This is a genomic window from Acidovorax sp. GW835-FHT14B10 (assembly GCF_058793725.1).
The window spans coordinates 96,194-119,673 of the sequence record NZ_JBXAGC010000016.1 but is presented as its reverse complement, the minus strand read 5'-3'; the positions used below and the strand labels follow the sequence as shown (position 1 = coordinate 119,673).

Genomic DNA, 23,480 nt, shown 5'->3' with positions numbered 1-23,480 from the left:
TCAGCGGCCGAGCACACCAAAATGGCGCCGTCCATCTGGGCTGCGCCGGTGATCATGTTCTTCACATAGTCGGCGTGACCGGGGCAGTCCACGTGGGCGTAGTGGCGAGCAGCCGTCTCGTATTCCACGTGGGCGGTGTTGATCGTGATGCCGCGGGCCTTTTCTTCAGGTGCTGCGTCGATCTGGTCGTAGGCCTTGGCTTCGCCGCCAAACTTGGCCGACAGCACCGTGGCGATGGCCGCCGTCAGCGTCGTCTTGCCATGGTCCACGTGACCGATCGTGCCCACGTTGACGTGGGGCTTGGTGCGTTCAAACTTACCTTTTGCCATTTTCAGTTCTCCAAAGAGCGATGCCTGTGTAGTGGTTTAACGTCTGCATCCGGTTGCTGATTCACCCTGCACAGGCAACGGGGTGGCACCGGATCGCAGATTGCAAAAAAGATTTGCTATTCAATCAACAGCTACAAGCGCGTACTGAGCAAGCGCTAGAGCCCGATTCAGTCAGAGGGGACAGAGCAGCAGAGCGGGTCCGTCCCCCAGGACTTATTTGGCGCGCGCAGCCATGATGGCTTCCGACACGTTGCGAGGTGCTTCGCTGTAGTGCTTGAATTCCATCGAGTACGTGGCGCGACCTTGCGTTGCGGAGCGCAGCGTGGTCGAGTAGCCGAACATTTCCGACAGAGGCACTTCGGCCTTGATGGCCTTGCCGCCGCCAGGAATGTCTTCCATGCCTTGCACCATGCCGCGACGGCTGGACAGATCGCCCATCACGTTGCCGGCGTAGTCTTCGGGCGTTTCCACTTCCACGGCCATCATGGGCTCCAGGATCACGGGGCTGGCCTTGCGGCAACCTTCCTTGAAACCGAAGATGGCTGCCATCTTGAACGCCAGTTCGTTCGAGTCCACATCGTGGTACGAACCGAAGTGCAGCGTGACCTTGACGTCCACCACGGGGTAGCCCGCCAGCACGCCCTGCGTGACGGCTTCGTTGATACCCTTTTCCACGGCCGGGATGAATTCGCGGGGAACCACGCCACCCTTGATCGCGTCGACGAACTCGATGCCCTTGCCGGCTTCGTTGGGTTCGATCTTGAGCACGACGTGACCGTACTGGCCCTTACCGCCAGACTGGCGCACGAACTTGCCTTCGGCATCTTCCACCGTCTTGCGGATGGTTTCGCGGTAGGCCACCTGGGGCTTGCCCACGTTGGCTTCCACGCCGAACTCGCGCTTCATGCGGTCCACGATGATTTCCAGGTGGAGCTCGCCCATGCCGGAGATGATGGTCTGGCCCGACTCTTCATCGGTACGCACGCGGAACGATGGATCTTCGGCGGCCAGGCGCTGCAGGGCAATGCCCATCTTTTCCTGGTCGGCCTTGGTCTTGGGTTCCACGGCCTGCGAGATCACGGGCTCGGGGAATACCATGCGCTCCAGAACGATCGGCGAATCGATGTCGCTCAGCGTTTCGCCGGTGGTCACATCCTTCAGGCCCACGCAGGCAGCGATGTCGCCAGCGCGGATTTCATCCACCTCGACGCGGTCGTTCGCCATCATCTGCACGATACGGCCGATGCGCTCTTTCTTGCCCTTGACCGAGTTGAAGACGGTGTCGCCCTTGGACAGCACACCCGAATAGACGCGCACGAACGTCAGCTGACCCACAAACGGGTCGGTCATCAGCTTGAAGGCCAACGCAGAGAACTTCTCGCTGTCATCGGCCTTGCGGGTGACAGGGTTTTCGTCGTCATCGGTGCCCGTGACGTCCGGGATGTCCGTCGGTGCTGGCAGGTAGTCGATCACGGCGTCCAGCATGCGCTGCACGCCCTTGTTCTTGAACGCGGTGCCACACAGCATGGGGTGGATTTCGGTTGCAATGGTGCGCTGGCGCAGACCCTGCTTGATTTCCTCTTCGCTCAAGTCACCTTCTTCCAGGTACTTGTTCATCAGCTCTTCGGTGGCTTCGGCCGCAGCTTCCACCATTTTTTCGCGCCATTCCTTGGCAGTTTCCAGCAGGTCAGCCGGAATCTCTTCGTAGCTGAACTTCATGCCCTGGGAGGCTTCATCCCAGATGATGGCCTTCATCTTGAGCAGGTCGACCACGCCACGGAAGTTTTCTTCGGCGCCGATTGGAATCACCACGGGCACGGGGTTGGCCTTCAGGCGCAGCTTCATCTGCTCGACGACCTTGAAGAAGTTGGCACCGGTACGGTCCATCTTGTTCACAAAGGCCAGGCGCGGCACCTTGTACTTGTTGGCCTGGCGCCAGACGGTTTCCGACTGGGGCTGCACGCCGCCCACGGCGCAGTACACCATGCAGGCGCCGTCGAGCACGCGCATGGAACGCTCGACTTCAATCGTGAAGTCCACGTGGCCGGGGGTGTCGATGATGTTGAAGCGGTGCTCGGGGTAGGACAGGTCCATGCCCTTCCAGAAGCAGGTCACGGCGGCGGAAGTGATCGTGATGCCGCGCTCTTGTTCCTGCTCCATCCAGTCCGTGGTGGCGGCGCCATCATGCACCTCACCCAGCTTGTGGGTCACGCCGGTGTAGAAAAGAATACGCTCGGTGGTCGTGGTCTTGCCAGCGTCAATGTGGGCCGAGATACCGATATTGCGGTAGCGCTCGATGGGAGTCTTGCGAGCCATGGTGGATCCTTGGATGGGTCGTGTTATTCGGGGGCGGGCCCAGCATTCTGACGCTGCAACCCGTCAATTTTGTGACCGCCTCAATCGCCACAAGGCTGCAGGCAAAAATGCCGGCAGCCTTGCGCTGTGCGACGAGGGCGGTTCGTCGGTTTAGAAGCGGAAGTGGCTGAATGCCTTGTTGGCTTCGGCCATGCGGTGCACTTCATCACGCTTCTTCATGGCGCCGCCACGGCCTTCGGTGGCTTCGAGCAGTTCGTTGGCCAGACGCTGGGCCATCGACTTCTCACCACGCTTGCGGGCCGCTTCCTTGATCCAGCGCATCGACAGGGCCAGACGACGCACAGGACGCACTTCCACAGGCACCTGGTAGTTGGCACCACCCACACGGCGGGACTTGACTTCGACCATGGGCTTGACGTTGTTGATGGCAACAACGAAAGCTTCCAGCGGGTCCTTGTCGGGGTGCTTCTTCTCGATCAGTTCCAGGGCACCGTAAATGATGCGCTCTGCAACTGCCTTCTTGCCGCCTTCCATGATCACGTTCATGAATTTGGACAGCTCTACATTGCCGAACTTGGGATCCGGCAGGATTTCACGTTTGGGGACTTCGCGACGACGTGGCATTTTTTCACCTCATTCTTGCTTCAGTTGGCATCTTTTCAGACACCGCGAGAGCCATTCAGGACTCCCACTTACTCGACCCACGCAAGACATTTGCGCTTGGGGTCACTACGCTGCATCACCGCGCCACGCGGGAAACAGCACCTTTTATCTTGGTCAACCGCAGGCTTATTTGGCCTTTGGCTTCTTCGCACCGTACTTGGAGCGCGACTGCTTGCGGTCTTTCACGCCCTGCAAGTCGAGCGAACCGCGCACGATGTGGTAACGCACACCGGGCAAGTCCTTGACACGACCGCCGCGAACCAGCACGACGCTGTGTTCCTGCAGGTTGTGGCCTTCACCGCCGATGTAGGAAATGACTTCGAAACCGTTGGTCAGGCGCACCTTGGCGACCTTCCGCAGAGCGGAGTTAGGCTTCTTTGGCGTCGTGGTGTACACACGGGTGCACACGCCACGGCGCTGTGGAGAGTTTTGCATCGCGGGGCTCTTGGAGTTGGTCGTTTCGACCTGACGCCCCTGACGCACGAGCTGGTTAATGGTTGGCATGAATACGTCCCTAAACGTGAAATGCTTCGTGAAAGCGAAAACGTGAATCCCTTCGGAAATTCCGAAAAGCCTTCTAATGTATCAGCTTGGCCCAAGATAGGCAACTGACCATCGATTTGGCGGTTCCCCGGCCAGGGCAGCCATGCAAGGGCCGCCCCGCCGCACCGGCTGAACTCCCCTTCCCGCGCTCAGCGCGAGAGAAGGGGGAAGGCGCGCAGCGCCTCCGGAGGTGGCTCCTTATTTAATCCACAACCGGATGGCATCCCAGGCACGGCCCAGAATGCCGGCCTGCTCGACGCCATCCAGCGCCACCAGCGGCACCTCGACCAGCGGTTGCTCACCCAGCACCACCTTGAGCGAGCCAATCGCCTGGCCCTTGGTGAAGGGGGCCACCAGGGGATCCTGGCGCACGATCTGCGTCGTGACCTTGCCGGCGCTGCCCGAGGGCACAGCCACGACGATGGCCTCGGAGCGACCGATCCGGATGGTGCTTTCCGTGCCTTTCCATACGGCGGGCGTGGCAACGGGCTGGCCGGCATCGAACAGCTTGACGGCATCAAAGGCGGTGTAGCCCCAGTTCAGCAGCTTCTGGCTCTCGTTGGCGCGGGCATTCTCGCTGGCGGCACCCAGTACGATGGACAGCAAGCGGCGCTGGCCCACATTGGGAAACTCGCGCTTGGAAGTGGCCACCAGGCAGTAACCGGCGGCTGCGGTGTGCCCGGTCTTGAGGCCGTCCACGGTGGGGTCTCGGAACAGCAGCGAATTGCGGTTGTTGCCATTGGAGGCGGGCGTGCCGGGGTAGCTGTACTGCTTGGTGGCGTAATAGTGCATGTACTCCGGGAAGTCCTTCATGAGCCGGGTGGCCAGGGTGGCCAGGTCGCGCGCCGTGGTGGTGTGGCCGGGCTCCGTCAGCCCCTCGGGGTTTTTGTAGGCCGTGCCCTTCATGCCCAGGGCCTGGGCCTGGTCGTTCATGAGCTTGACGAAATTTTCAGCGGTTCCGCCCACGCCCTCGGCCAGCGCCATGGTGGCGTCGTTGCCCGACTGCACGATCATGCCCTTGAGCAAATCGTCCACTGGCACCTGCATCTTGGGGTCGATGAACATGCGCGAACCGGGCATCTTCCAGGCACGCACGCTCACGGGCAGCTTTTGCTCCAGCGTGATCTTCTTGGCGCGCAGGGCGTCAAATACCAGGTAGCCCGTCATGAGCTTGGTGAGAGAGGCCTGCTCCACCGGCGCATCGATGTCTTTGGCCGCCAGCACCTGGTTGGCCGTCACGTCCACCAGCATGTAGGTGCGAGCGGCGATCTCGGGGGGCTGGGGCGCCTGGGCGTGGACGCCGAAGGCGGCAGGGGCAAGCACAGCAAGGACGGCCAGGGATCGCAACGCGGACAGGATTCGTTTCATGGGGCAACAAAGGGCTGGAAAGGCTCGAAAAAGGGTTGAAAAAAGACCAGGAGGGAGGACGGTGACCAGCCGGGGCCGGCTCGGACGCGCCTCTCAGGCGCCCGATTGAAGGTGGCGGGCCACCAGATTCTTCAAAAGCGTCAATTGTCCGTGAAAGAAATGGCCGCCACCGGGAACGACTGTGACAGGCAGTATCTGCGGCCGCGCCCAGTCGAGCACGGCCGACAGCGGCACGGTGTCATCGCGTTCGCCATGCAGCACCAGCGTACGCAGATGGGCCTCGGGCGGCACAGGCGCCACCGTGAAGCGGCTTGCGGCGGTGCCGACCAGCACCGCCTGCGCGACCTCGCGCTCGCTCCACAGGGCGGCCAGGGCATGGCTGGTGACGAAGGCGCCAAACGAGAAACCGGCCAGCGCAATGGGCCCCTCGGGCGCCACCTGCTGGACCACGGCCAGCAGATCCTGCAGCTCGCCGCGCCCTTCGTCATAGGCTCCGGCACTGGCGCCCACGCCCCGGAAATTGAAGCGCACCGTGGTCCAGCCGCATTGGGTGAACGCGCGCGCCAGGGTCTGTACCACCTTGTTGTCCATGGTGCCGCCAAACAGCGGATGGGGATGGGCAATGACGGCCACACCGCGCGAGACCGCGCCATCGTGCAGAGCCACATCGCGCGCCGCCTCGATGGCACCGGCAGCGCCGTTCAGCGCCAAGCGTTCGGTTTGTGCATTCACAGATTGCTACCTATTCAATAGCATCTAGCGTTTACCAAACAAGCGCCAGATGCCAAAAACACTCAAGGATTAGTTGAGCGGCGCTCAGCGCCCAAGTTCCGGCGGCGTGAGCAGGCGTTCGACGATCTGGCCGTTTTTCAGGTGCGACTCCACGATTTCGTCCACATCGCTGGCGTCCACATACGAATACCAGGTGCCCTCGGGGTACACCACGGCCACGGGGCCGGCGGCGCAGCGGTCCATGCAGCCCGCCTTGTTCACCCGCACCTTGCCGGGGCCCGCCAGGCCTGCCGCCTTGACCTGCGCCTTGCACCGGTCGAAGGCCTCCTGGGCGCCATGGTGGGCACAGCTGTTTTCGCCATTGGCCCGGTCGTTCAGGCAAAAGAAGATGTGGCGGGCGAAATAGCCGGTCGCTGCGGCGGGGGTGGAGGGGGTGTCGCTCATCGGAGCATTCTAGTTTTTCGACTCCCGGCGCGACACCCGAATGAGCACATAGGCCAGTGCGGCATAGGGCCACAGCCAGCCCAGCCACTGCCCCAGGCCAAAAAAGCGGATGAAACGCCCCTGCTCCCAAGTTTGCAGCGTATGGGCAAAATAGGCACTGGCGGGGGCCTGGTTGAGCAGCCCCAGATGCCAGGCCAGCGCCAGCAGCAACACCGCCGCGCTGGCGCGCCGCGGCAAGGCCAGCAGCAACACCGCCAGCCCCAGCGCCGCCCCCACCCCGACGCGCGTGGGCAGCTCCAGCCAGCTCCAGGCGTGCGATGGTCCCCAGCTCAGCGCCGCCGACAGGGCCGTGACCCCGATCCCCACCACTGCCACGGCGATGGCAAACAGGACGCGGCGCCCCACATGGCGGATGACGCAATAGCCCAGCAGACACGGGATCAGCAGCCCCAGCGTGACGCACAGCAGCTCGCCGCCGGGGGACAGGGACTCCAGCGGCGCATCGCGCACCGGCAGCCATTCAAGGAAGGGCGTGTCGGCCAGCAGGTCTTCGAGGCCCTGCTCCAGCCGCTCCAGCACCTGGCCCAGGCCAAAAGGCACGGCTGCCGGAAACAGCAGCGCCGCAGGCCACAGCGCCAGCAGCACCAGCGCACCGCGCGCATCGCGCACGAACCAGCGGGTGCGGAAATCGCTCCAGCGGTCGATGGCCCCCCAGCGCTCCAGCAGCGCCGCCGTGAACGCCCCCGCCAGCGTTCCGAGGGCGTTGAGCAACAGGTCCAGGTTGGAAGGCACGCGCCGGGGCAGGTAGATCTGCAGATACTCCATCAGCAGCGACAGCAGCGAACCCGCCAGCGTGGCCAGCAGCACCGCCCCACGCTCGCGGCCCGAACGCAGCAGCGCCAGCACCAGCAAAAAACCAAGGGGGGCATAACCCGCCATGTTGATGGCGACATCAAACCCCGTCCAGTACGGCGGCGGCAACGGTGCCGACAGGAACACCCAGGGATCGATCCCCTGATCGCGCCAGCCATCAAACGGGAACAGGCTGGCAAAGACAATCAGCGCTGCATGGATCAGCGCCAGCGGCCAGGCAGAGGTCTTGTGCACCGGCGCAGGCCCCGTGTGTCAGAACGGCTTGACCACCACCAGCACCACGGCCATCAGCAGCAGCAGCACGGGCACTTCATTGAACCAGCGGAACCAGACATGGCTCTTGCGGCTGGTTTCGGCGATGAGCTTGCGCAGCAGCACGGCGCAGGCGTGGTGGTAGCCGATCACCAGCACCACCACGACCAGCTTGGCGTGCATCCAGCCATTGCCCGGACCGCGTCCGATGCCATAGCCCAGCCAGAGCCACAGGCCCAGCGCCACGGCAGGCACGGCCAAGATGGTGGTGAAGCGCAGCAGCTTGCGCGCCATCAGCACCAGGCGCTCGCGCTCGGCCACCGAGCCGGGCGCCACCATCGCCAGATTGACGAAGATGCGCGGCAGATAGAACAGGCCAGCAAACCAGCTGGCCACGAAGACAATGTGAAGGGCTTTGATCCAGAGCATGGCTGCAGTTTAAGGGCCGGCGGGTTCGACGGCCGCCCCTGGTTCAGTACCGCACTCCAGCGCGCGGTCTGTGCACAAGCGCAGCCAGCCAGCAGGCGCCGGGAAACCGGCTTTGCCGGGCCCCTGGCGGCGTCCCCTCGGGGGGAAGGCGCCGAAGGCAACTCCGGGAGCTTCATAATCACTTTCATGCACCTCTCCAGCCCCACCCCCTTCCCGCAAAGCCGCCCACGCCGCCTGCGCCGTGACAGCTTCACCCGCAACCTGGTGCGCGAGCATGCCGTCACGCCCCACGACCTGATCTACCCCGTGTTCGTGCACGAGGGCCAGAACCAGCGCGAGACCGTGCCCTCCATGCCCGGCGTGGACCGTCTGAGCCTGGACCTGCTGCTGCCGGTGGCCGAAGACTGCGTGAAGCTCGGCATCCCCGTGCTGGCGCTGTTTCCGGCCATCGATCCAGCCCTCAAGGCGCCCGACGGCAAAGAAGCGCTGAACCCCGAGGGCCTGATCCCGCGCGTGGTCCGCGCCCTGAAGAAAGAGTTTCCCGACCTGGGCGTGATGACCGACGTGGCGCTGGACCCCTACACCAGCCACGGCCAGGACGGTGTGCTCGACGACACCGGCTACATCATCAATGACGAAACGGTGGAGATCCTCACCGGCCAGGCCCTCACCCATGCCGAAGCCGGCGTGGACATCGTGGCGCCCAGCGACATGATGGACGGGCGCATCGGCGCCATCCGCGAGGCCTTCGAGGTGCAGGGCCACATCCACACCCGCATCATGGCCTACAGCGCCAAATACGCCAGCGCCTTCTATGGCCCCTTCCGCGATGCCGTGGGCACGCGCGGTGCCCTGGGCAAGAGCAACAAGTTCGTCTACCAGATGGACCCGGGCAACAGCGACGAGGCGCTGCGCGAAGTGGCGCTGGACATCGCCGAGGGTGCCGACATGGTGATGGTCAAGCCTGGCATGCCCTACCTGGACATCGTGCGGCGGGTGAAGGACGAGTTCCACGTGCCCACCTTTGCCTACCAGGTCAGCGGCGAATACGCCATGATCAAGGCCGCCGCCGCCAATGGCTGGCTTGACCACGATGCCGTGATGATGGAGAGCCTGCTGGCCTTCAAGCGCGCGGGCGCCGACGGCGTGCTGACCTACTTCGCGCGCGATGCGGCCCGTTTGCTTCAGAAATAATAGCTGTTCGCACTTATTGGAAAAGCACCAGCGGCCATTTTCATACCAAGCGGTACGGCATGCGCATCTTCCACATCCACTCCGGCGGCGCGATCGAACTGTCCGCTCTGCCGAGCCAGCCGCCCAGCCAGGGCTTTTTCTGGGTGGCCTGCGCACGCACGACCTTTGGCGCGCAGCTCGGACAGATCCAGGCCGCGCTGCAGGCCAGCACCGGCCAGCAGCTGGTGGATCTGCATGTCTCGGACCTGCTGAATGCGCAACTGCCCTCGCGCTACGACTACACCTCGCAATACGATCTGATGGTGTTTCGCCGCCTGGCCACCTTGCACAGCGACGCGCCGGGCCCTGCGGCGCAAAGCGACGCCCCCACCAATGCAGCGCGCAAACGCAGTGGCCCGCCGGTGCTGCGCCGCATCGACACCAGCCCCGTGGGCTTTGCCCTGTTTGACCAGGTGCTGCTGTCGGTGCACCCCACCGACTGCGCCGTGCGCGACGCCTATGCCGCGCGCCTGATGGCCGCCGCCCCCAGCGACCCGCGCGAAGGCCGCGCCAGCCCAGCGCCCGGCGCGCGCCAGCCGTCCAGCCCGCCAGACCTGATGCTGCGCGTGGTCAACCTGATGGTGGACGGCTACCTGGATCTGCGCCGCGAACTCACGCGCCAGCTCGACCACTGGCAGACCGAGCTGCTCAAACCCCGGTCGCGCTATGTGAACTGGAACTCGCTGCTTGAAGCGCGCCTGTCGTTGCACCAGCTGGACGACATCTGCGAGGACCAGCGCACCGCCGTGCAGAACTGGATCGACGCCCTGGAAACCTGGGCCGTGCCCGAAAGCAGCGCCGGCCAGCGCGACCTGGACCTGCTCAAGGTGCGCAGCCGCGACGTGCTCGAACACATCGAACGCGTGGTGCACCATGTGCGCCGACTGGAGCAGAGCACCGAAACCGCCGTGCAGATGCACTTTTCGGTGCAAAGCAACCGCACCAACGACATCATGCGCACGCTCACCGCGCTGACTGCGGTGTTCCTGCCGCTGAACCTGATCGCAGGCATCTTCGGCATGAACTTCGAATTCATTCCGCTGGTGCACAAGGCCGACGGCTTCTGGTGGGCCATGGGCTCGATGGTGTTCATTGCCGTGGCGCTGGTAGCGCTGTTCTGGCGCAAACGCTACCTGGCGCGCACCAGCGGGCAGTGAACGGCGCCACGCCCGCGCCCTCTGGAAGACGCCGGCCTACCCGATGTGCCTGGCAAAAAAAGCCAGGGTGCGGTCGCGTGCCACCAGGGCCGAGGCTTCGTCATACGAGCCGCGCTGATCGCAGTTGAAGCCATGGTCGGCTTCGTACACATGCACCTGCACTTCGGGATGCGCGCCTGCAAAGGCCTGCACGCTGTCCACCGAAATCCAGTGGTCGCGCTGGCCAAAATGCGCCAGCACCGGCACCAGGGGCTGGCGCGCCACTTCGTCGGGCGTGGTCATGCCGCCGCCGTAGTAGCACACCGCCGCGGTCAGGCCCTGGAGGCTGCAGGCCGCGCGCCAGGTCAGCAGGCCGCCCCAGCAAAAGCCCACGATGCCCACCTTGCCGCCACCGTGCTGGGCGGCGTAGTCGATGGCGGCTTGGATGTCAGGCATGACACCGTCGCCAGGCAGCGCATCCACCGCCGTCTTGTAGCCAAAGCCCACGCCCATGTCGGCTTCGCTGTAGCCCAGGTCCACCTGCGGCTGCACGCGCGCAAAGGTGGCGGGTGCCACCGCCAGATAGCCGCGCGCAGCCAGGCGGTCGGTCACTGCCCGGATGTGCGAATTGACCCCGAAGATCTCCTGCAACACCACGATGGCGCCGCGCGGTGCCCCGTCGGGCTGCGCCACCCAGGCGGGCACCACAAAACCATCCTGCGACGTCAGATTGACAAACTGGCCCATGCAATTGCTCCTTGAGAAGAAAAAGGGCTGTGGCACAAAGGCACCACCGCCGCCCACCAAAGCATTCCGGCCCCGTGCCGGGATGCTGTAATGCACTGCATTCTTGCAGGAGACCGGTTTTGGACCAAGTGCAAACCACCGCCTGCACCGACCGCACCACCACCGCTTTGTGCCTTTCAGGAAACCGCCGATGGATCTGAAACCCCTCATCACCTTGCTGGCCATCGTGAACCCACTGGCCATCGTGCCATTTTTCATCCACTACACGCAGGGGTTTTCGAGCGAACAGCGCCGGCGCACCATCCGCACGGCGGCCCTGGCGTCGTTTTGCGTGATTGCCGCCTGCGCCCTGCTGGGCCTGCAGATCCTGGAGTTCTTCAATATCTCGCTGCAGAGCTTTCAGGTGGGCGGCGGCATGCTGCTGCTGATCAGCGCCATGAACATGCTCAACGCCCAGCCGGCAGAGGCCAAGCCCCACACGCATGAACTGGAGGAAGGCGCCGAGAAGGCGGCGGCGGGCAGCAGCATTGCCGTGGTGCCCCTCACCATTCCCCTGCTCACCGGACCTGCCAGCATGTCCACCGTGGTGATCTATGCCGACCGTGCGCAGACCTTCTGGCAGCACGCGGCGCTGGTGGGCTACGGCGTGGTGATCGGGCTGGCCACGGCCCTGTGCTTTTCGCTGGCCGATCCGATTGCCCGCGTGCTGGGCAAGACCGGCATCAACGTGATGACGCGGCTGATGGGCCTGATCCTGGCGGCCCTGGCCGTGGAAGTGATGGCCGACGGCCTGGGCAAGCTGTTCCCCATTCTCGGGGCGCGGTAGCTCAACCAAGCACCGCCCAGGTGTGGCACGCGGTGCCCGCCGCAACGAAGCCATGCCATACCGCATGGGCGTAGCGGATGCGGGCGTCCAGCACAAAAAAGACCACGCCCAGGGTATAGGAGCAGCCCCCGGCCACCAGCCATTGCGCCCCGGCCGCCGACGCACGCTCCAGGATGGGCACTGCCGCCAGCAGCACCAGCCACCCCATGGCGAGATACCCGCCCGTGGACAACCAGGGCGATGACAGCCGGCCCATGGCCTTGAGCGCCGTGCCTGCAGCAGCTACCAGCCACACCAGGGCCAGAATGAAGCGACCCCCAGGTTCCCCCAGATGCCCCGCCGCAAAAGCCGTGTAGCTGCCCGCAATGAACAGGAACACCGCACCGTGGTCCAGCCTCAGGAAAACACGCTTGGCCCGGCCATCCGGCAAGGCGTGGTACACGGTGGACGCCAGGTACAGCCACACCATCGTTGCCACAAAAACGCAGATGCCGGCAAAGCCCTCGGCGCTCAGGCTGCGCCCCCACGACACCAGCCAGCCACCGGCGCCCAGGGCGGCGATCAACGCCACGGCGTGGCTGGCCGCATTGGCGGTTTCCTCGTCCCGGCTTTGCGCACGCCCGGCGCTGCCCGTGAGGAGAGACCGGCCCATCGCCGCGCACCTAGTGCGGCAGCGCGGTCTGCTGGCGATCGCGCCAGGCGTGGTAGCGCGCCCGCTGCAGGGCAAAAAGCTCCACCACGCCCCACGCCATGCCGCAGCCCACCAGGCCGCACAGCATCAGCCAGCGCAAGGCGTCAATCCTGTGCGGGCGATGGGGTGGTGAATTCTTCATAAGAGAAGCAGTCGTTGCCCGGCAAATCCAGCCAACGCCAGCGTTCGTCGAACAGGTCGTCGAAGAGTCTCTGCAATCCGAGCAGTTTCCACAGCATGCGAGGCCTTTGAAAGAGGTGGTTGGCTGTTGCAAGTTACCTGCGCTGTGTGACAGTTTGGCGTCCGTCGGCACATTTGCCACACCCACCCCCTGGATTCACACGGCAGGCCAAGCGAGCGGTATGCTGCGGCGTCTTCCCCCCTGCCACACCGCCCTCCACCACCGTGCCCGAAAACGTTCTGCCCGAACTGCTGGCCCTGGAAAAGATCATCGAGCAGGGCGGCCCCGACCTGCAGGTGCGCGTGGTGCGCGAGGTCAGCGTGGCATCGGGCCAGCGCTTTCCCATCTATTCGATCGGCATTGGCAACACCAGCCCGCACATCCCTGCCGTGGGATTTTTTGGGGGAGTGCATGGCCTGGAACGCATCGGCGCCGAGGTGGTGCTGGCCTATCTGCAGAACATCGCCATGCGGCTGCGCTGGGACACCACGCTGCACCAGCAGCTCGAACAGGTGCGCCTGGTGTTCATGCCCATCGTCAACCCCGGCGGCATGTGGGCGGCCACCCGCGCCAACCCGAACGGGGTGGATCTGATGCGCAATGCGCCGGTGCAGGCCCTGGACCGCGTGCCTTTTCTGATGGGTGGACAGCGGCTGAGCGCCGGCCTGCCCTGGTACCGGGGCCACCCGGGCGCACCCATGGAAGTCGAAAGCCAGGCCTTGTGCGAGGTGGTGGGCGCCGAGCTGCTGCCCCGCCCCTTCAGCCTTGCGCTGGACTGCCATTCGGGCTTCGGGGTGCGCGACCGCCTGTGGTTTCCGTTTGCCCACACCCGCAAGCCCATTGCGCACCTGAACGAACTGCATGCACTGAAGGACATCTTCCTGCAGGCCCACAGCAACCACCAGTACATCATCGAACCCCAGAGCGCGCAGTACCTGGCCCATGGTGACCTGTGGGACTACCTGTACCTGCAGTCCTGCGAGCAAGCGGGGCGCATCTTCCTGCCGCTGACGCTGGAGATGGGCTCGTGGATCTGGATCAAGAAGAACCCGCGCCAGCTGTTCTCCCGCCTGGGCATCTTCAATCCGCTGATCGACCACCGCCAGCAGCGGGTGCTGCGCCGGCATCTGGCGCTGCTCGATTTTCTGTCGCGTGCAGCCTGCAGCCACCAGCGGTGGGTGCCCGGCGCCGAACATTACGCGCAACGCCGCGTCAACGCGCTGGCCGAGTGGTATTGAACATGGACACCTGGGTTCTGCTGCGCGGCCTGACCCGCGAGACCGCCCACTGGGGCCGCTTTGCTGGTGATTTCCAGAGCGCATGGCCCGGGACCCGTGTCGTGTCGATTGACCTGCCGGGCAACGGCCTGTTCCATGCACGGCAAAGCCCGGCCACCGTGCAGGGCATGGTGGCGGCCTGCCGCGCCGAGCTGGCAAGGCAAGGGGTGCACCCGCCGTTGCATCTGTTTGCGATGTCGCTGGGCGCCATGGTGGCCACCGAATGGGCCCGCACGGCGCCGCAAGAAATCAGCGGCTGCGTGCTGGTGAACACCAGCTTTCGCCCGTTCAGCCCCTTTTTTCACCGGCTGCGCCCCCGCAACTATGCGGCGTTGCTGGGACTGGCGCTGCTTCCCCGCTCGGCCGCAGCCATCGAACGCACGGTGTGGCGGCTCACGAGCAACGCGCCCTATCCGCGCAGCGCCGTCATCGGTGACTGGGTGGCCGCCCGCACCCTGCGCCCGGTGTCGGCCGCCAACGCCCTGCGCCAGCTGGTGGCGGCGGCCCGCTACCGTGCGCCCGCCTTGGCGCCCACCCCCCGCATCCTGCTGCTGGCCAGCCAGAACGACCAGCTGGTGGACAGCCGCTGCTCGCAAGCCATTGCCCATGGCTGGCACTGCGCCCTGGCCCTGCATGCCGATGCGGGGCACGATCTGCCGCTGGATGCGCCCCAGTGGGTGATAGAACAGGTGCAGCAATGGCGGGCGGCCACGGCCCCATGACCCGGGCAGGTCGAACGGGAATCGAGACAAAAAGCACGGAGAGCGCCCCTCCATAAAGCGCCAGTAGCCATCAAAACAGCGCAAACCTCAGAAGTACCCGGCCGCACAGCCCAGGCACCCTGCCGCCGCCGTTCAGGCCACGGCTGCGGCCACAGCGGCAGGCGCGGTGCCCTCGTCCGAGCAGCTGGCGCCGCCGCAGCCATGGAGCAAACCATCTGGCAGCGCATCGGGCGCATGCACCACCCCCGTGGTCGCATCAAAGCCCACCCGGCGCAGATGCAGGGCGAGAGCGGCGTCCATGCTCTGCGCATGCTGGGGAAACCACAGCGCCAGCTCGGCCGCCATGGCACGCACCACATGCAGCTCGCCCTTGTCCACCGCACGCGCGGCACCGTCGCGCATGACCTGCAACACCACCTTGTGCTGCATGGCATGGCAGTTGCCCGCGGCAAAGCCGGTGGAAGCCATCCAGGCATCCTCCTGGCCAAAATGCTGCTCGGTGTGCTCCACCAGTGCCTGCCACCTGGCTACCAGGGTGGCGTTGTCGGCGGCTTCCACCGCCGCCAGCAGATCGACAAACTCGCGGTGGGTGTCATCCATGGGCGGCAGGTCCAGCGCCAGCGCCTCCGACCATTGCAGTGCAGCCATCTTTGCTTCCTTGCGTTCAAAAAAGGTGCCAGCTTAGGGGGGCAGGTTGACCGGAGTATTGACGCAAGTCATGTGCGCGGCGCATGGCCGCCCGCATGCAAAAACCCCGCGCAGGGCGGGGCTCGTGGGCATCGCCAGCAGGGGCATCCGCCAGGATGTTCCCTGCTGCCGTTCATTGGCCGTACATGCGCTTGGCCTCGTCCACGCATTTGGACTTCACATCGCCCTGCAGGGTGTCGCAGCGCTCTTTGGCGGCCTTGTAGTTGGCCTCGTTCTTCTCGGCGGCGGCGTCCTTGCGCGCCTCGGCCACGGCAGCACCCTTGGCGGCGGGTGTGTCGGCGGGCTGGGCCCGCGCTTCGCTCACCTTGGCGTTTTCCTTGGCGGTCACATGGGCGGCCTTGGCGTCCTTCATGCAGACGTCCTTGGCGTTGCCGCTGAGGTCGTCGCATTTTTCCTTGGCGACGGCGTAGTCGGCGTCGGCACGGGCCACGCGGGCCTTGTACTCCGCCTTGGCGCTGGGCTTGTACCTGGCATCCAGTTCGGCCATGGCAACGTCTTCGTGGCCCTTGGCTTCCTTGGCACAAATGTCCTTGGCATTGCCCGTCAGGGCATTGCACTTGTCTTTGCTGGCCTTGTATTCGGCCGAGATGGTGTCCTTCGCCGCCTTGTACTCCGGCTGGGTCATTGCGAAGGCGCTCGTGGCCAGCAGGCCGGCGGTGATGGTGGCAATCAGGGTGCGTGCGATTTTCATGGCTTGGTCCTCAGGGTAGTCTGCTGCGCAGTTGCCGCGGCACCTGTGCGCAGACAAAAGTGGTTCAACGGTTTTGGGGGCTGGTGCGCAAGAAGCGTCAGTCCCTGAAGCGGAATTCAGGATGGCGTCCCTGCCATTCCTTGAGCTGCTTTTCCGCCACATCGCGGGCGATGCCATGGCGTTCCTGCAGCTTGCCCAGCAACTGATCGCGACGGCCTGCGATCACATCGAAATCGTCATCGGTGAGCTTGCCCCACTGTTCGACCAGCTGGCCTTTGAACTGCTTCCAGTTGCCTTGAAGGGTGTCTTCGTTTATGGTGCGCTTCCTCGGAAATTTCGCCTCTGCCATCCACACGGAATGCGTGGAACATCTGCGTGATGCGATGGAGTCCACTGTAGAAACGATGCCCGTCGCACCGCGTAGGCCACGCCGCGAAACACGCGTCAGCGCAGGCCTACGGACATGGCAGACAAGGACGCGGGTTGCAGCTTTGCACGGACGGCGCCACACCCCACACAGCGCCGCCCTCTCCCCGGGGGCACACCCGGTTCAGGGGCCGATCAGCGCCCCAGCTGCTCCAGCCACTGCACCAGTTCCTGGGCCAGCTGGTCGGTGGCTTCTACCAGGGCCCGCGTTCCGCCGGCGGCATCCGCGCTGGTGGCCGGTCGCTGCACGATGAACACGCGCTGACCCAGCAGCGTTTCACCAGTCGCAGCGGGCTCTGCCAGCGTGGCACGCAGGCGCACCAGACCGGCGCTTTCGGTGGCGCTGGTGAAGACCTGGCTGAACTCCTCCAGCTCCACCCGCAACACGGTGGGCAGCTTCCCACCGGCGCGCGCCTGGGCCGCACCGCTCTCGGCCGTGAGCACGGCGCGGCGCTGGCCCAGCTGATCGCGCAGGCGCTGCTGCACCAGTTGCGCGGGTGGCTGGCTCCAGCGGGCCTGGCGGTAGGGGCGCAGCTGCCGGGCGTCGGCGTAGGCCAGGCGGTACAGCACGGCGGTGCTGCCTTCGACCAGGCCCGGTGCCTCCAGATCGGCCAGCGCCAGGGGCGGCAGGGGCGCGCGCCGGTCGGCGGGCACGGGTGCCATGGCGCCCGGGCCAAAGTCGTAGTGCACGGGGCGTGACGGCGGTGAAGGCAAGGCCGAGCATCCCGCCAGAAAAGCAGCAGCAAATACGGCTGCAGCGCTTTTTTTACAAGCGCCAGCAGCTATGGTTTTGGTAGTTTTCATGGCGAATTGCATCAGGGTTGGACCACGGGCGCCTCGAAACCGGGCTCGCCCGGGCCGGCGCCGGCTCGGCCGGGGCCGTAAATGAAAACCTGCGGGTTTTCGTTGACTCCCCCGGCCGTGCGCCCCAACTGGCGCGCCGCACGCGAGGTGTCGTCTGCAGCGCGGTTGATGCGCGGCAGGGTGCTGTTGCCAAACTGGTCGGCCACCCGCGCCAGGGCCCGGGTGCCCTGGGTGAGCTGGTCCAGGGCGCCCCCCTCGGCGCTCAGGCGCTTGGTGGTCTGACCGATGTCGGCGGCCAGCGTGGACACCTGGGTGCCGGCCTGCTGCAAGGCCTGCAGGGTCTGGCGTGCGTCGCCCGCCAGCGGCGGCAAGGCCGCCAGGGTGGGGTCCAGGCGTTCTTTCACGGTGGTGTCCAGCCGCTGGCTCAGGGCCGCCACGCTGCTGGCCGCCTGCCCCATGCTGTCGAGCACCGTGCTGAAACGTTTCTGGTTGTCGTCCCCCAGCAGCTGGTTGATGCGGTGCGTGGCTTCCTCCACCTGCCCCAGGATGGCGGGGCCCTGATCGGCCAGGCGCGACAGGGGCGAGCTGCGCAGCGGCAACCGGGGCAGGCCGCTCGGGCCGGGGGGCTCGACCGGCTGCGCCACCCCTTCATCATCGAGCTGCACATGGGCCAGGCCGGTGACCCCCTGGTAGCCCAGCACGGCGAAGGTACTGGGGGTGATGGGCGCCTGGTCGTTGACCGCGATGCGGATCAGCACATTGCCCGGCACCTGCGGATCGAAGCCGATGCGCGTGACCTTGCCGACCGCCACGCCCTTGTAGCGCACGGCGGCCTGGGGCTGCAGGCCGGTGACGCCGTCCTTGCTGGTCAGCTCGAATTGCTGGTAACTGGTGTTGTCGCGGGTGAGCCAGATGGCCAGGCCCGCCAGCATGGCGGCCACCACCAGCACGAAAACTCCGGCGGCGAGGGCGTGGGATTTGTTTTCCATCAGGATTCCTTGGCAGTGACTGCGGTGTGCACAGGCGCCATGGCGCGCTGGCCGCGTTCACCCAGAAAAAAGTGCTCGATGAACGGATGAGGATAGCGCGCCACCTCGGCGGGCGCACCGGTGACGATCACTTTCTTGTCGGCCAGCACGGCCACACGGGTGCTCAGGGCAAACAGCGTATCGAGGTCGTGCGTGACCATCACCACGGTCAGGCACAGCGCCGCGTGCAGCTCGCGCAGCAGGTCCACGAAATCGTCCGAGGCGCTGGGGTCCAGCCCCGCCGTCGGCTCATCGAGCAGCAGCAGCGGGGGGTCCATGATGAGCGCCCGCGCCAGCGCCACGCGCTTGACCATGCCGCCCGACAGATCGGCCGGCATGCGGCTGGCGTGCTCGGGCTTCAGGCCCACCATCTGCAGCTTGACCAGCGCCGCGTCACGCACCACATCCGGCGGCAAGGTGCCCTGTTCGCGCAGCGCAAAGGCCACGTTGTCGAGCACGTTGAATGCCGAAAACAGCGCGCCGTGCTGGAACAGCATGCCCACCCGGCTGGCCGCACCCTCGCGGCCCATTTCCGAGGCCGGCTGGCCCAGCACCGTGACACGCCCGCGCGTGGGCCGGGCCAGGCCCAGCATCTGGCGCAGCAGCACGGTCTTGCCGGTGCCCGAGCCCCCCACCAGGGCCAGGATCTCGCCACGCTGCACCGACAGCTGCAGATCCTGGTGCACGGTGAAGGCCGCGTCACCCTTGCCGAAGACGGTACACAGCCCGGAAATGTCCACCACCGGTTCGGCTGGATGGGGCTGGGGGGATGGCGCCGTCATGGGTCAGATACCGATGTTCTTGAACGCCACCGCAAACAGCGCGTCCACGATGATGACCATGGTGATGGAGGTAACCACCGAGGCCGTGGTGCCCTCGCCCAGGCTCTGCGTGTTGGGCTTGACGCGCAGACCCCAGTGGCAACCGATCAGGGCAATCAGGGCGCCAAACACCACCGACTTGGCCATCGCCAGCCCGAGGTTGCCAATCTTCACCGCCGCCGGCAGCGCCTGGGCAAAGTAGGCCGGCGAAATGCCCATGGCGACATCGGCCGCCAGCATGCCGCCGGCCAGCGCCGCCAGCGTGGTCCAGACGCTGATCAGCGGCATGGCCAGCGCCAGCGCCAGCGTGCGCGGCAACACCAGGCGAAAGCCGTGGGGAATGCCCATCACGCGCATGGCATCGAGTTCTTCGGTCACGCGCATCACACCGATCTGCGCCGTGATGGCAGAACCCGACCGGCCCGCCACCAAAATGGCCGCCAGCATGGGACCGAGCTCGCGGATCAGCGAAATGCCCAGAATATTGACGATGAACGACTCGGCCCCGAACTGGCGCAGCTGCAGGCTCATCAGGTAGGCCAGCACCACGCCAATCAGAAAACCCACCAGCGCCGTGATGGGCAGCGCCGTGGCGCCCATGCGGTACACATGGCCCGACATGTCGCGCCAAGGCCCACGGTGCGGGGCCCGCGCCAGCCGCACCAGGTCGAGCGACAGCTGGCCCACCAGTTGCACCAGGTGCCTGGCGTGGTCCACGCCGTGCAGCACCAGCACACCGAGGTGATCGACCTGCTCGGACAGGCGCCAGGGCTCTGGCGGCGGCGGCGCCACCGTCAGGCCCGCCACGCGTTCGAGCATGGCGCGCTGGAGGTCGCTCAGCAGCACGCGCTCGGGCCACTGCTGGCCCCAGTGGTTCCAGAGCAATTGCGCGCCCACATGGTCCAGCCACTGCAGGCTGAGCAGATCCCAGCCGCCCGCGGGCGCGGCATGCTCGCGCAACTGCGCCGCCAGCGCCCGCCAGCTGGCGCGCTGGCCCAGCTCGGCCGCACCCCAGCGCCCCAGCAGCTGCGCCTGGGGTCCCTGGGGCGATTCGACACGGACGATATGGGGCGAAAGGTCGCTCATGGAGGGGGCGGCATGGGCCGCCATGGTTGAATAAATTCGGGGCGCGGCGCCGGCGGAGCGCGCCAGGACCGGACTGCACACACAAGCACAGCCGTCGGCCCCGTGCATGCAATTATTATCAAATTGACTTCCGGCGCAATATCAACAAGCACCATTAGCTACAAATAGCGTAGCAATCCGCATTTCCCCCCTCGACAGCGGGCCGCCCCACCGCACAATGGCACCCAGCCTCTCAGCCCCTTTTTTCTTCCGCGCGACGCTGCAGCCAGCTTTCATTCCATGAGCGACACCACGTTTGACTACATCATCATCGGCGGCGGAACGGCCGGCGCCCTGCTCTGCAACCGCCTGAGCGCGGACGGCCGCAACCGCGTGCTGCTCATCGAGGCCGGTCGCAAGGACGACTACCACTGGATCCACATCCCCGTGGGCTACCTGTACTGCATCGGCAACCCGCGCACCGACTGGCTCTACCATACCGAGCCCGACGCCGGCCTGAACGGCCGCACCCTGCGCTACCCGCGCGGCAAGACGCTGGGCGGCTGCAGCAGCATCAACGGCATGATCTACATGCGCGGCCAGGCCCGTGACTACGACCACTGGGCCGAACTGACGGGCGACGCGAGCTGGCGCTGGGACAACGCACTGCCCTACTTTCGCCGCCACGAGGACCATTGGCGCCTGGACCAGCCGGATGGTGTGAACGAAAATTTCAAACGCCTGCATGGCAACAAGGCCACGGGCAGCCAGGGCGAGTGGCGCGTGGAAAAGCAGCGCCTGCGCTGGGACGTGCTCGATGCCTTCGCCCAGGCGGCGCAGCAGGCAGGCATTCCGGCCACCGATGATTTCAATGGCGGCACCAACGAAGGCGTGGGCTATTTCGAGGTCAACCAGAAGAATGGCTGGCGCTGGAACACCGCCAAGGCCTTTTTGCGCCCCACCTGCTATGGCCGCCCCAACTTCGAGATGTGGACCGCCGCGCAGGCCTCCAAGCTCCTCATCGAGACGCAGCCCGACGGCAGCCAGCGCTGCACCGGCGTGCAGGTGTGGGACGGCCACGAAATGGTCACGGCCCGCGCCACGCAGGAGGTCATCCTGAGCGCCGGCGCGGTGAATTCCCCCCAGCTGCTGCAGCTGTCGGGCATCGGTCCGGCCGCACTGCTGCGCCAGCATGGCATCGAAGTGGTGCACGACCTGCCCGGCGTGGGCGCCAACCTGCAGGACCATCTGCAGATCCGTGCGGTGTTCAAGGTGCAGGGTGTGCAAACGCTCAACACCATGGCCACCTCGCTGCTGGGCAAAGCCAAGATCGGGCTCGAATATGCACTCAAGCGCAGCGGCCCCATGAGCATGGCACCCTCGCAGCTGGGTGCCTTCACGCGCAGCAGTGCCGACCAGCCCTGGCCCAACATCGAGTACCACGTGCAGCCGCTGTCGCTCGACGCGTTTGGCGAACCGCTGCACAGCTTTCCGGCCTTCACGGCCAGCGTGTGCAACCTCAACCCCACCAGCCGGGGGACGGTGAACATCAAGAGCGCCGACTTCAAGGCCGCCCCGGCCATCGCGCCCAACTACCTGAGCACCGCCGAAGACCGCCAGGTGGCCGCCGACAGCCTGCGCGTCACGCGCCGCATCGTGGCCCAGCCCGCGCTGGCTCCCTACAAGCCGGAAGAGTGGAAACCGGGCGTGCAGTTTGAAAGCGACGAAGACCTGGCCCGTCTGGCCGGAGACATCGCCACCACCATCTTCCACCCCGTGGGCACCACCAAGATGGGGCGCAACGATGACCCGATGGCCGTGCTGGATTCCCAACTGCGCGTGCGCGGCATTGCGGGCCTGCGGGTGGTGGATGCGGGCGCCATGCCCACCATCACCAGCGGCAACACCAACTCGCCCACGCTGATGCTGGCCGAGAAGGCAGCCGAGTGGATCCTGCAGGCGCGCAAGACGGCGTAATCGACCGCCAGCCACCAGTGCATGGACGCCCACATAGACGCGCTCCCTCGGACATTGTTACCAACACGTTCACAAGCCATGCCAGCCGGCGCAGCCCGATTCCGGCCACAACAACGCCGGACGCGCTGCAACGGGGGTGGGAAATCCCCAATGCACCACCGATAGCCAGCCGTTAAAGTCACGCCACTCGAAAGCGCGCTTCGGTGTGCCAAGCGAGGGGCCCGAGGAGACATTTCTACCAATAATCCAATTCCAAGCACCCAACGAGGTGCATGCTTTTTTCAGGCGCTGGTGATCCCAGCGCCTTTTTCTTGCCCGTTTTTCGCGCAAGCCCCCCCGACGATTGCGCCGACTCTTACCAAATTGATAGCAAACAAGGTGCGAAAATCCTGCGATGGAATGGATTTTTATCACCCTGGCCTCGTTGCTCGCAGGCTTTGTGGATGCGATTGTGGGCGGTGGAGGACTGGTGATGGTGCCGGCGCTGTTTGCGGCCTTTCCCAGCGCGCCACCGGCCACGCTGCTGGGCACCAACAAGGCGGCATCGGTATGGGGAACCGCCATGGCCACCTGGCAGTACAGCCGGCGTGTGCAGATCCGCTGGTCGGCCATGCTGCCCGCTGCAGCCGTCGGATTCATGGCGGCGCTCGCCGGCGCCTGGGCGGTCACGGTGATGTCCGCAGACTTCCTGCGCAAGTTGCTGCCACTCGTGCTGCTGGGCGTGCTGGCCTACACACTGGCCAAGAAGGAGCTGGGCCAGCACCACCTGCCCCGCCATGAGGGGCGGGCCGAAGCACTGGTGGCCTGCCTGATCGGCGGGCTCATCGGTTTCTACGACGGATTCTTCGGCCCCGGCACCGGCAGCTTTTTCGTCTTCCTGTTCGTGCGCCTGCTGGGCTACGATTTCCTCAACGCCTCGGCGTCGGCCAAGCTGCTCAATTGCGCCACCAACATTGCGGCCATTGCACTGTTTGCCGCCAAGGGCCATGTGTGGTGGCACTTTGCCGTGACGCTGGCCATTGCCAACGTCGTGGGCAGCCTGCTGGGAACGCACCTGGCGCTCAAGCACGGCACCGGCTTTGTGCGCGGCATTTTCATCGTGGTGGTGGGCACGCTGATCCTCAAGACCGGCTACGACGCCTTCCTGCGCTGAACCGATCCACCGCCAGCCCCACACGCCACCCAGCACGCGATCCAG

Annotated in this window: 27 protein-coding genes; 7 read left to right on the top strand and 20 right to left on the bottom strand. The window is 65.5% G+C overall.

The window, feature by feature from the left end; translation table 11 throughout:
* The 9 genes from AC1Q5S_RS14075 to AC1Q5S_RS14035 form a co-directional block, all read right to left on the bottom strand.
* On the bottom strand, positions 1 to 329 hold a 329-nt coding region (locus tag AC1Q5S_RS14075; protein ID WP_492239012.1), incomplete at its 3' end, for a GTP-binding protein.
* A gap of 213 nt (positions 330 to 542) precedes the next feature.
* Entirely contained in the window at positions 543 to 2,645 is a 2,103-nt protein-coding gene (gene fusA / locus AC1Q5S_RS14070; protein ID WP_303837645.1) for an elongation factor G, read from the bottom strand.
* Between the two features lie 150 nt (positions 2,646 to 2,795).
* The gene (gene rpsG / locus AC1Q5S_RS14065; protein ID WP_092700195.1) at positions 2,796 to 3,269 is read right to left on the bottom strand and encodes a 30S ribosomal protein S7; all 474 of its coding nucleotides are present in this window, start codon (positions 3,267 to 3,269) and stop codon (positions 2,796 to 2,798) included.
* 165 nt (positions 3,270 to 3,434) lie between these two features.
* Positions 3,435 to 3,812, bottom strand: coding sequence for a 30S ribosomal protein S12 (gene rpsL, locus AC1Q5S_RS14060; RefSeq protein WP_024813771.1), 378 nt, complete (start codon positions 3,810 to 3,812; stop codon positions 3,435 to 3,437).
* A gap of 237 nt (positions 3,813 to 4,049) precedes the next feature.
* The gene (locus tag AC1Q5S_RS14055; protein WP_303837640.1) at positions 4,050 to 5,219 is read right to left on the bottom strand and encodes a D-alanyl-D-alanine carboxypeptidase family protein; all 1,170 of its coding nucleotides are present in this window, start codon (positions 5,217 to 5,219) and stop codon (positions 4,050 to 4,052) included.
* 93 nt (positions 5,220 to 5,312) lie between these two features.
* A complete protein-coding gene (locus AC1Q5S_RS14050) occupies positions 5,313 to 5,951 on the bottom strand; it encodes an alpha/beta hydrolase (protein WP_303837638.1) in 639 nt (212 codons plus the stop codon).
* An 84-nt stretch (positions 5,952 to 6,035) separates the two neighbouring features.
* A complete protein-coding gene (locus tag AC1Q5S_RS14045; RefSeq protein ID WP_026435011.1) occupies positions 6,036 to 6,395 on the bottom strand; it encodes a (2Fe-2S) ferredoxin domain-containing protein in 360 nt (119 codons plus the stop codon).
* A 9-nt stretch (positions 6,396 to 6,404) separates the two neighbouring features.
* A complete protein-coding gene (locus AC1Q5S_RS14040) occupies positions 6,405 to 7,502 on the bottom strand; it encodes a VanZ family protein (RefSeq protein WP_303837635.1) in 1,098 nt (365 codons plus the stop codon).
* An 18-nt stretch (positions 7,503 to 7,520) separates the two neighbouring features.
* Positions 7,521 to 7,949: a CopD family protein gene (locus AC1Q5S_RS14035; protein ID WP_303837633.1), complete on the bottom strand. Its 429-nt coding sequence runs from the start codon at positions 7,947 to 7,949 to the stop codon at positions 7,521 to 7,523.
* A 186-nt stretch (positions 7,950 to 8,135) separates the two neighbouring features.
* Here AC1Q5S_RS14035 and hemB point away from each other — a divergent pair, with 186 nt between their 5' ends.
* Positions 8,136 to 9,143: a porphobilinogen synthase gene (gene hemB / locus AC1Q5S_RS14030; protein ID WP_303837631.1), complete on the top strand. Its 1,008-nt coding sequence runs from the start codon at positions 8,136 to 8,138 to the stop codon at positions 9,141 to 9,143.
* 59 nt (positions 9,144 to 9,202) lie between these two features.
* Positions 9,203 to 10,339 carry a magnesium transporter CorA family protein gene (locus AC1Q5S_RS14025; RefSeq protein WP_422205670.1) on the top strand — a complete coding sequence of 379 codons (1,137 nt, stop codon included), beginning with the start codon at positions 9,203 to 9,205 and terminating at the stop codon, positions 10,337 to 10,339.
* A gap of 36 nt (positions 10,340 to 10,375) precedes the next feature.
* On the opposite strand, the gene AC1Q5S_RS14020 is transcribed toward AC1Q5S_RS14025, so the two are convergent.
* Entirely contained in the window at positions 10,376 to 11,065 is a 690-nt protein-coding gene (locus tag AC1Q5S_RS14020; RefSeq protein WP_303835444.1) for a dienelactone hydrolase family protein, read from the bottom strand.
* 190 nt (positions 11,066 to 11,255) lie between these two features.
* On the opposite strand from AC1Q5S_RS14020, the gene AC1Q5S_RS14015 reads away from it, so the two are divergent.
* The gene (locus AC1Q5S_RS14015) at positions 11,256 to 11,891 is read left to right on the top strand and encodes a MarC family protein (protein ID WP_092700181.1); all 636 of its coding nucleotides are present in this window, start codon (positions 11,256 to 11,258) and stop codon (positions 11,889 to 11,891) included.
* 1 nt (position 11,892) lies between these two features.
* On the opposite strand, the gene trhA is transcribed toward AC1Q5S_RS14015, so the two are convergent.
* Genes trhA through AC1Q5S_RS14000 form a run of 3 tightly spaced genes read right to left on the bottom strand, consistent with a single transcriptional unit; the run spans position 11,893 to position 12,821 of the window.
* The gene (gene trhA, locus AC1Q5S_RS14010) at positions 11,893 to 12,543 is read right to left on the bottom strand and encodes a PAQR family membrane homeostasis protein TrhA (RefSeq protein WP_303835448.1); all 651 of its coding nucleotides are present in this window, start codon (positions 12,541 to 12,543) and stop codon (positions 11,893 to 11,895) included.
* 10 nt (positions 12,544 to 12,553) lie between these two features.
* A complete protein-coding gene (locus AC1Q5S_RS14005) occupies positions 12,554 to 12,682 on the bottom strand; it encodes a hypothetical protein (RefSeq protein ID WP_255346453.1) in 129 nt (42 codons plus the stop codon).
* A 4-nt stretch (positions 12,683 to 12,686) separates the two neighbouring features.
* Positions 12,687 to 12,821 (bottom strand): hypothetical protein, encoded by a 135-nt coding sequence (locus tag AC1Q5S_RS14000; protein ID WP_255346452.1) that lies wholly within the window; start codon positions 12,819 to 12,821, stop codon positions 12,687 to 12,689.
* 166 nt (positions 12,822 to 12,987) lie between these two features.
* Here AC1Q5S_RS14000 and AC1Q5S_RS13995 point away from each other — a divergent pair, with 166 nt between their 5' ends.
* Both AC1Q5S_RS13995 and AC1Q5S_RS13990 read left to right on the top strand, forming a co-directional pair.
* Positions 12,988 to 14,001 (top strand): M14 family zinc carboxypeptidase, encoded by a 1,014-nt coding sequence (locus tag AC1Q5S_RS13995; protein ID WP_303835450.1) that lies wholly within the window; start codon positions 12,988 to 12,990, stop codon positions 13,999 to 14,001.
* 2 nt (positions 14,002 to 14,003) lie between these two features.
* Positions 14,004 to 14,762 carry an alpha/beta fold hydrolase gene (locus tag AC1Q5S_RS13990; protein ID WP_303835452.1) on the top strand — a complete coding sequence of 253 codons (759 nt, stop codon included), beginning with the start codon at positions 14,004 to 14,006 and terminating at the stop codon, positions 14,760 to 14,762.
* A 132-nt stretch (positions 14,763 to 14,894) separates the two neighbouring features.
* On the opposite strand, the gene AC1Q5S_RS13985 is transcribed toward AC1Q5S_RS13990, so the two are convergent.
* The 7 genes from AC1Q5S_RS13985 to AC1Q5S_RS13955 form a co-directional block, all read right to left on the bottom strand.
* Positions 14,895 to 15,410: a hemerythrin domain-containing protein gene (locus tag AC1Q5S_RS13985; RefSeq protein WP_492239011.1), complete on the bottom strand. Its 516-nt coding sequence runs from the start codon at positions 15,408 to 15,410 to the stop codon at positions 14,895 to 14,897.
* A gap of 172 nt (positions 15,411 to 15,582) precedes the next feature.
* A complete protein-coding gene (locus tag AC1Q5S_RS13980) occupies positions 15,583 to 16,161 on the bottom strand; it encodes a hypothetical protein (RefSeq protein WP_303835457.1) in 579 nt (192 codons plus the stop codon).
* A gap of 97 nt (positions 16,162 to 16,258) precedes the next feature.
* The gene (locus AC1Q5S_RS13975) at positions 16,259 to 16,477 is read right to left on the bottom strand and encodes a CsbD family protein (protein ID WP_026434999.1); all 219 of its coding nucleotides are present in this window, start codon (positions 16,475 to 16,477) and stop codon (positions 16,259 to 16,261) included.
* A 245-nt stretch (positions 16,478 to 16,722) separates the two neighbouring features.
* Positions 16,723 to 17,391: an ABC-type transport auxiliary lipoprotein family protein gene (locus tag AC1Q5S_RS13970; protein WP_492239010.1), complete on the bottom strand. Its 669-nt coding sequence runs from the start codon at positions 17,389 to 17,391 to the stop codon at positions 16,723 to 16,725.
* An 11-nt stretch (positions 17,392 to 17,402) separates the two neighbouring features.
* The gene (locus AC1Q5S_RS13965) at positions 17,403 to 18,380 is read right to left on the bottom strand and encodes an MlaD family protein (RefSeq protein ID WP_492226770.1); all 978 of its coding nucleotides are present in this window, start codon (positions 18,378 to 18,380) and stop codon (positions 17,403 to 17,405) included.
* Entirely contained in the window at positions 18,380 to 19,201 is an 822-nt protein-coding gene (locus tag AC1Q5S_RS13960) for an ABC transporter ATP-binding protein (RefSeq protein ID WP_422205651.1), read from the bottom strand. Before AC1Q5S_RS13960 ends, AC1Q5S_RS13965 begins: the two co-directional genes overlap by 1 nt.
* Positions 19,202 to 19,204: 3 nt before the next feature.
* Entirely contained in the window at positions 19,205 to 20,326 is a 1,122-nt protein-coding gene (locus tag AC1Q5S_RS13955) for an MlaE family ABC transporter permease (RefSeq protein WP_303835465.1), read from the bottom strand.
* A gap of 279 nt (positions 20,327 to 20,605) precedes the next feature.
* On the opposite strand from AC1Q5S_RS13955, the gene AC1Q5S_RS13950 reads away from it, so the two are divergent.
* Together AC1Q5S_RS13950 and AC1Q5S_RS13945 are read left to right on the top strand one after the other, a co-directional pair.
* Complete coding sequence (locus AC1Q5S_RS13950; protein ID WP_303835467.1) at positions 20,606 to 22,282, top strand: GMC family oxidoreductase; 1,677 nt, start codon at positions 20,606 to 20,608, stop codon at positions 22,280 to 22,282.
* Positions 22,283 to 22,676: 394 nt separating this feature from the next.
* On the top strand, positions 22,677 to 23,435 hold the full coding sequence (locus AC1Q5S_RS13945; protein ID WP_303835469.1) for a sulfite exporter TauE/SafE family protein: 759 nt from the start codon (positions 22,677 to 22,679) through the stop codon (positions 23,433 to 23,435).
* Positions 23,436 to 23,480: the final 45 nt, after the last annotated feature.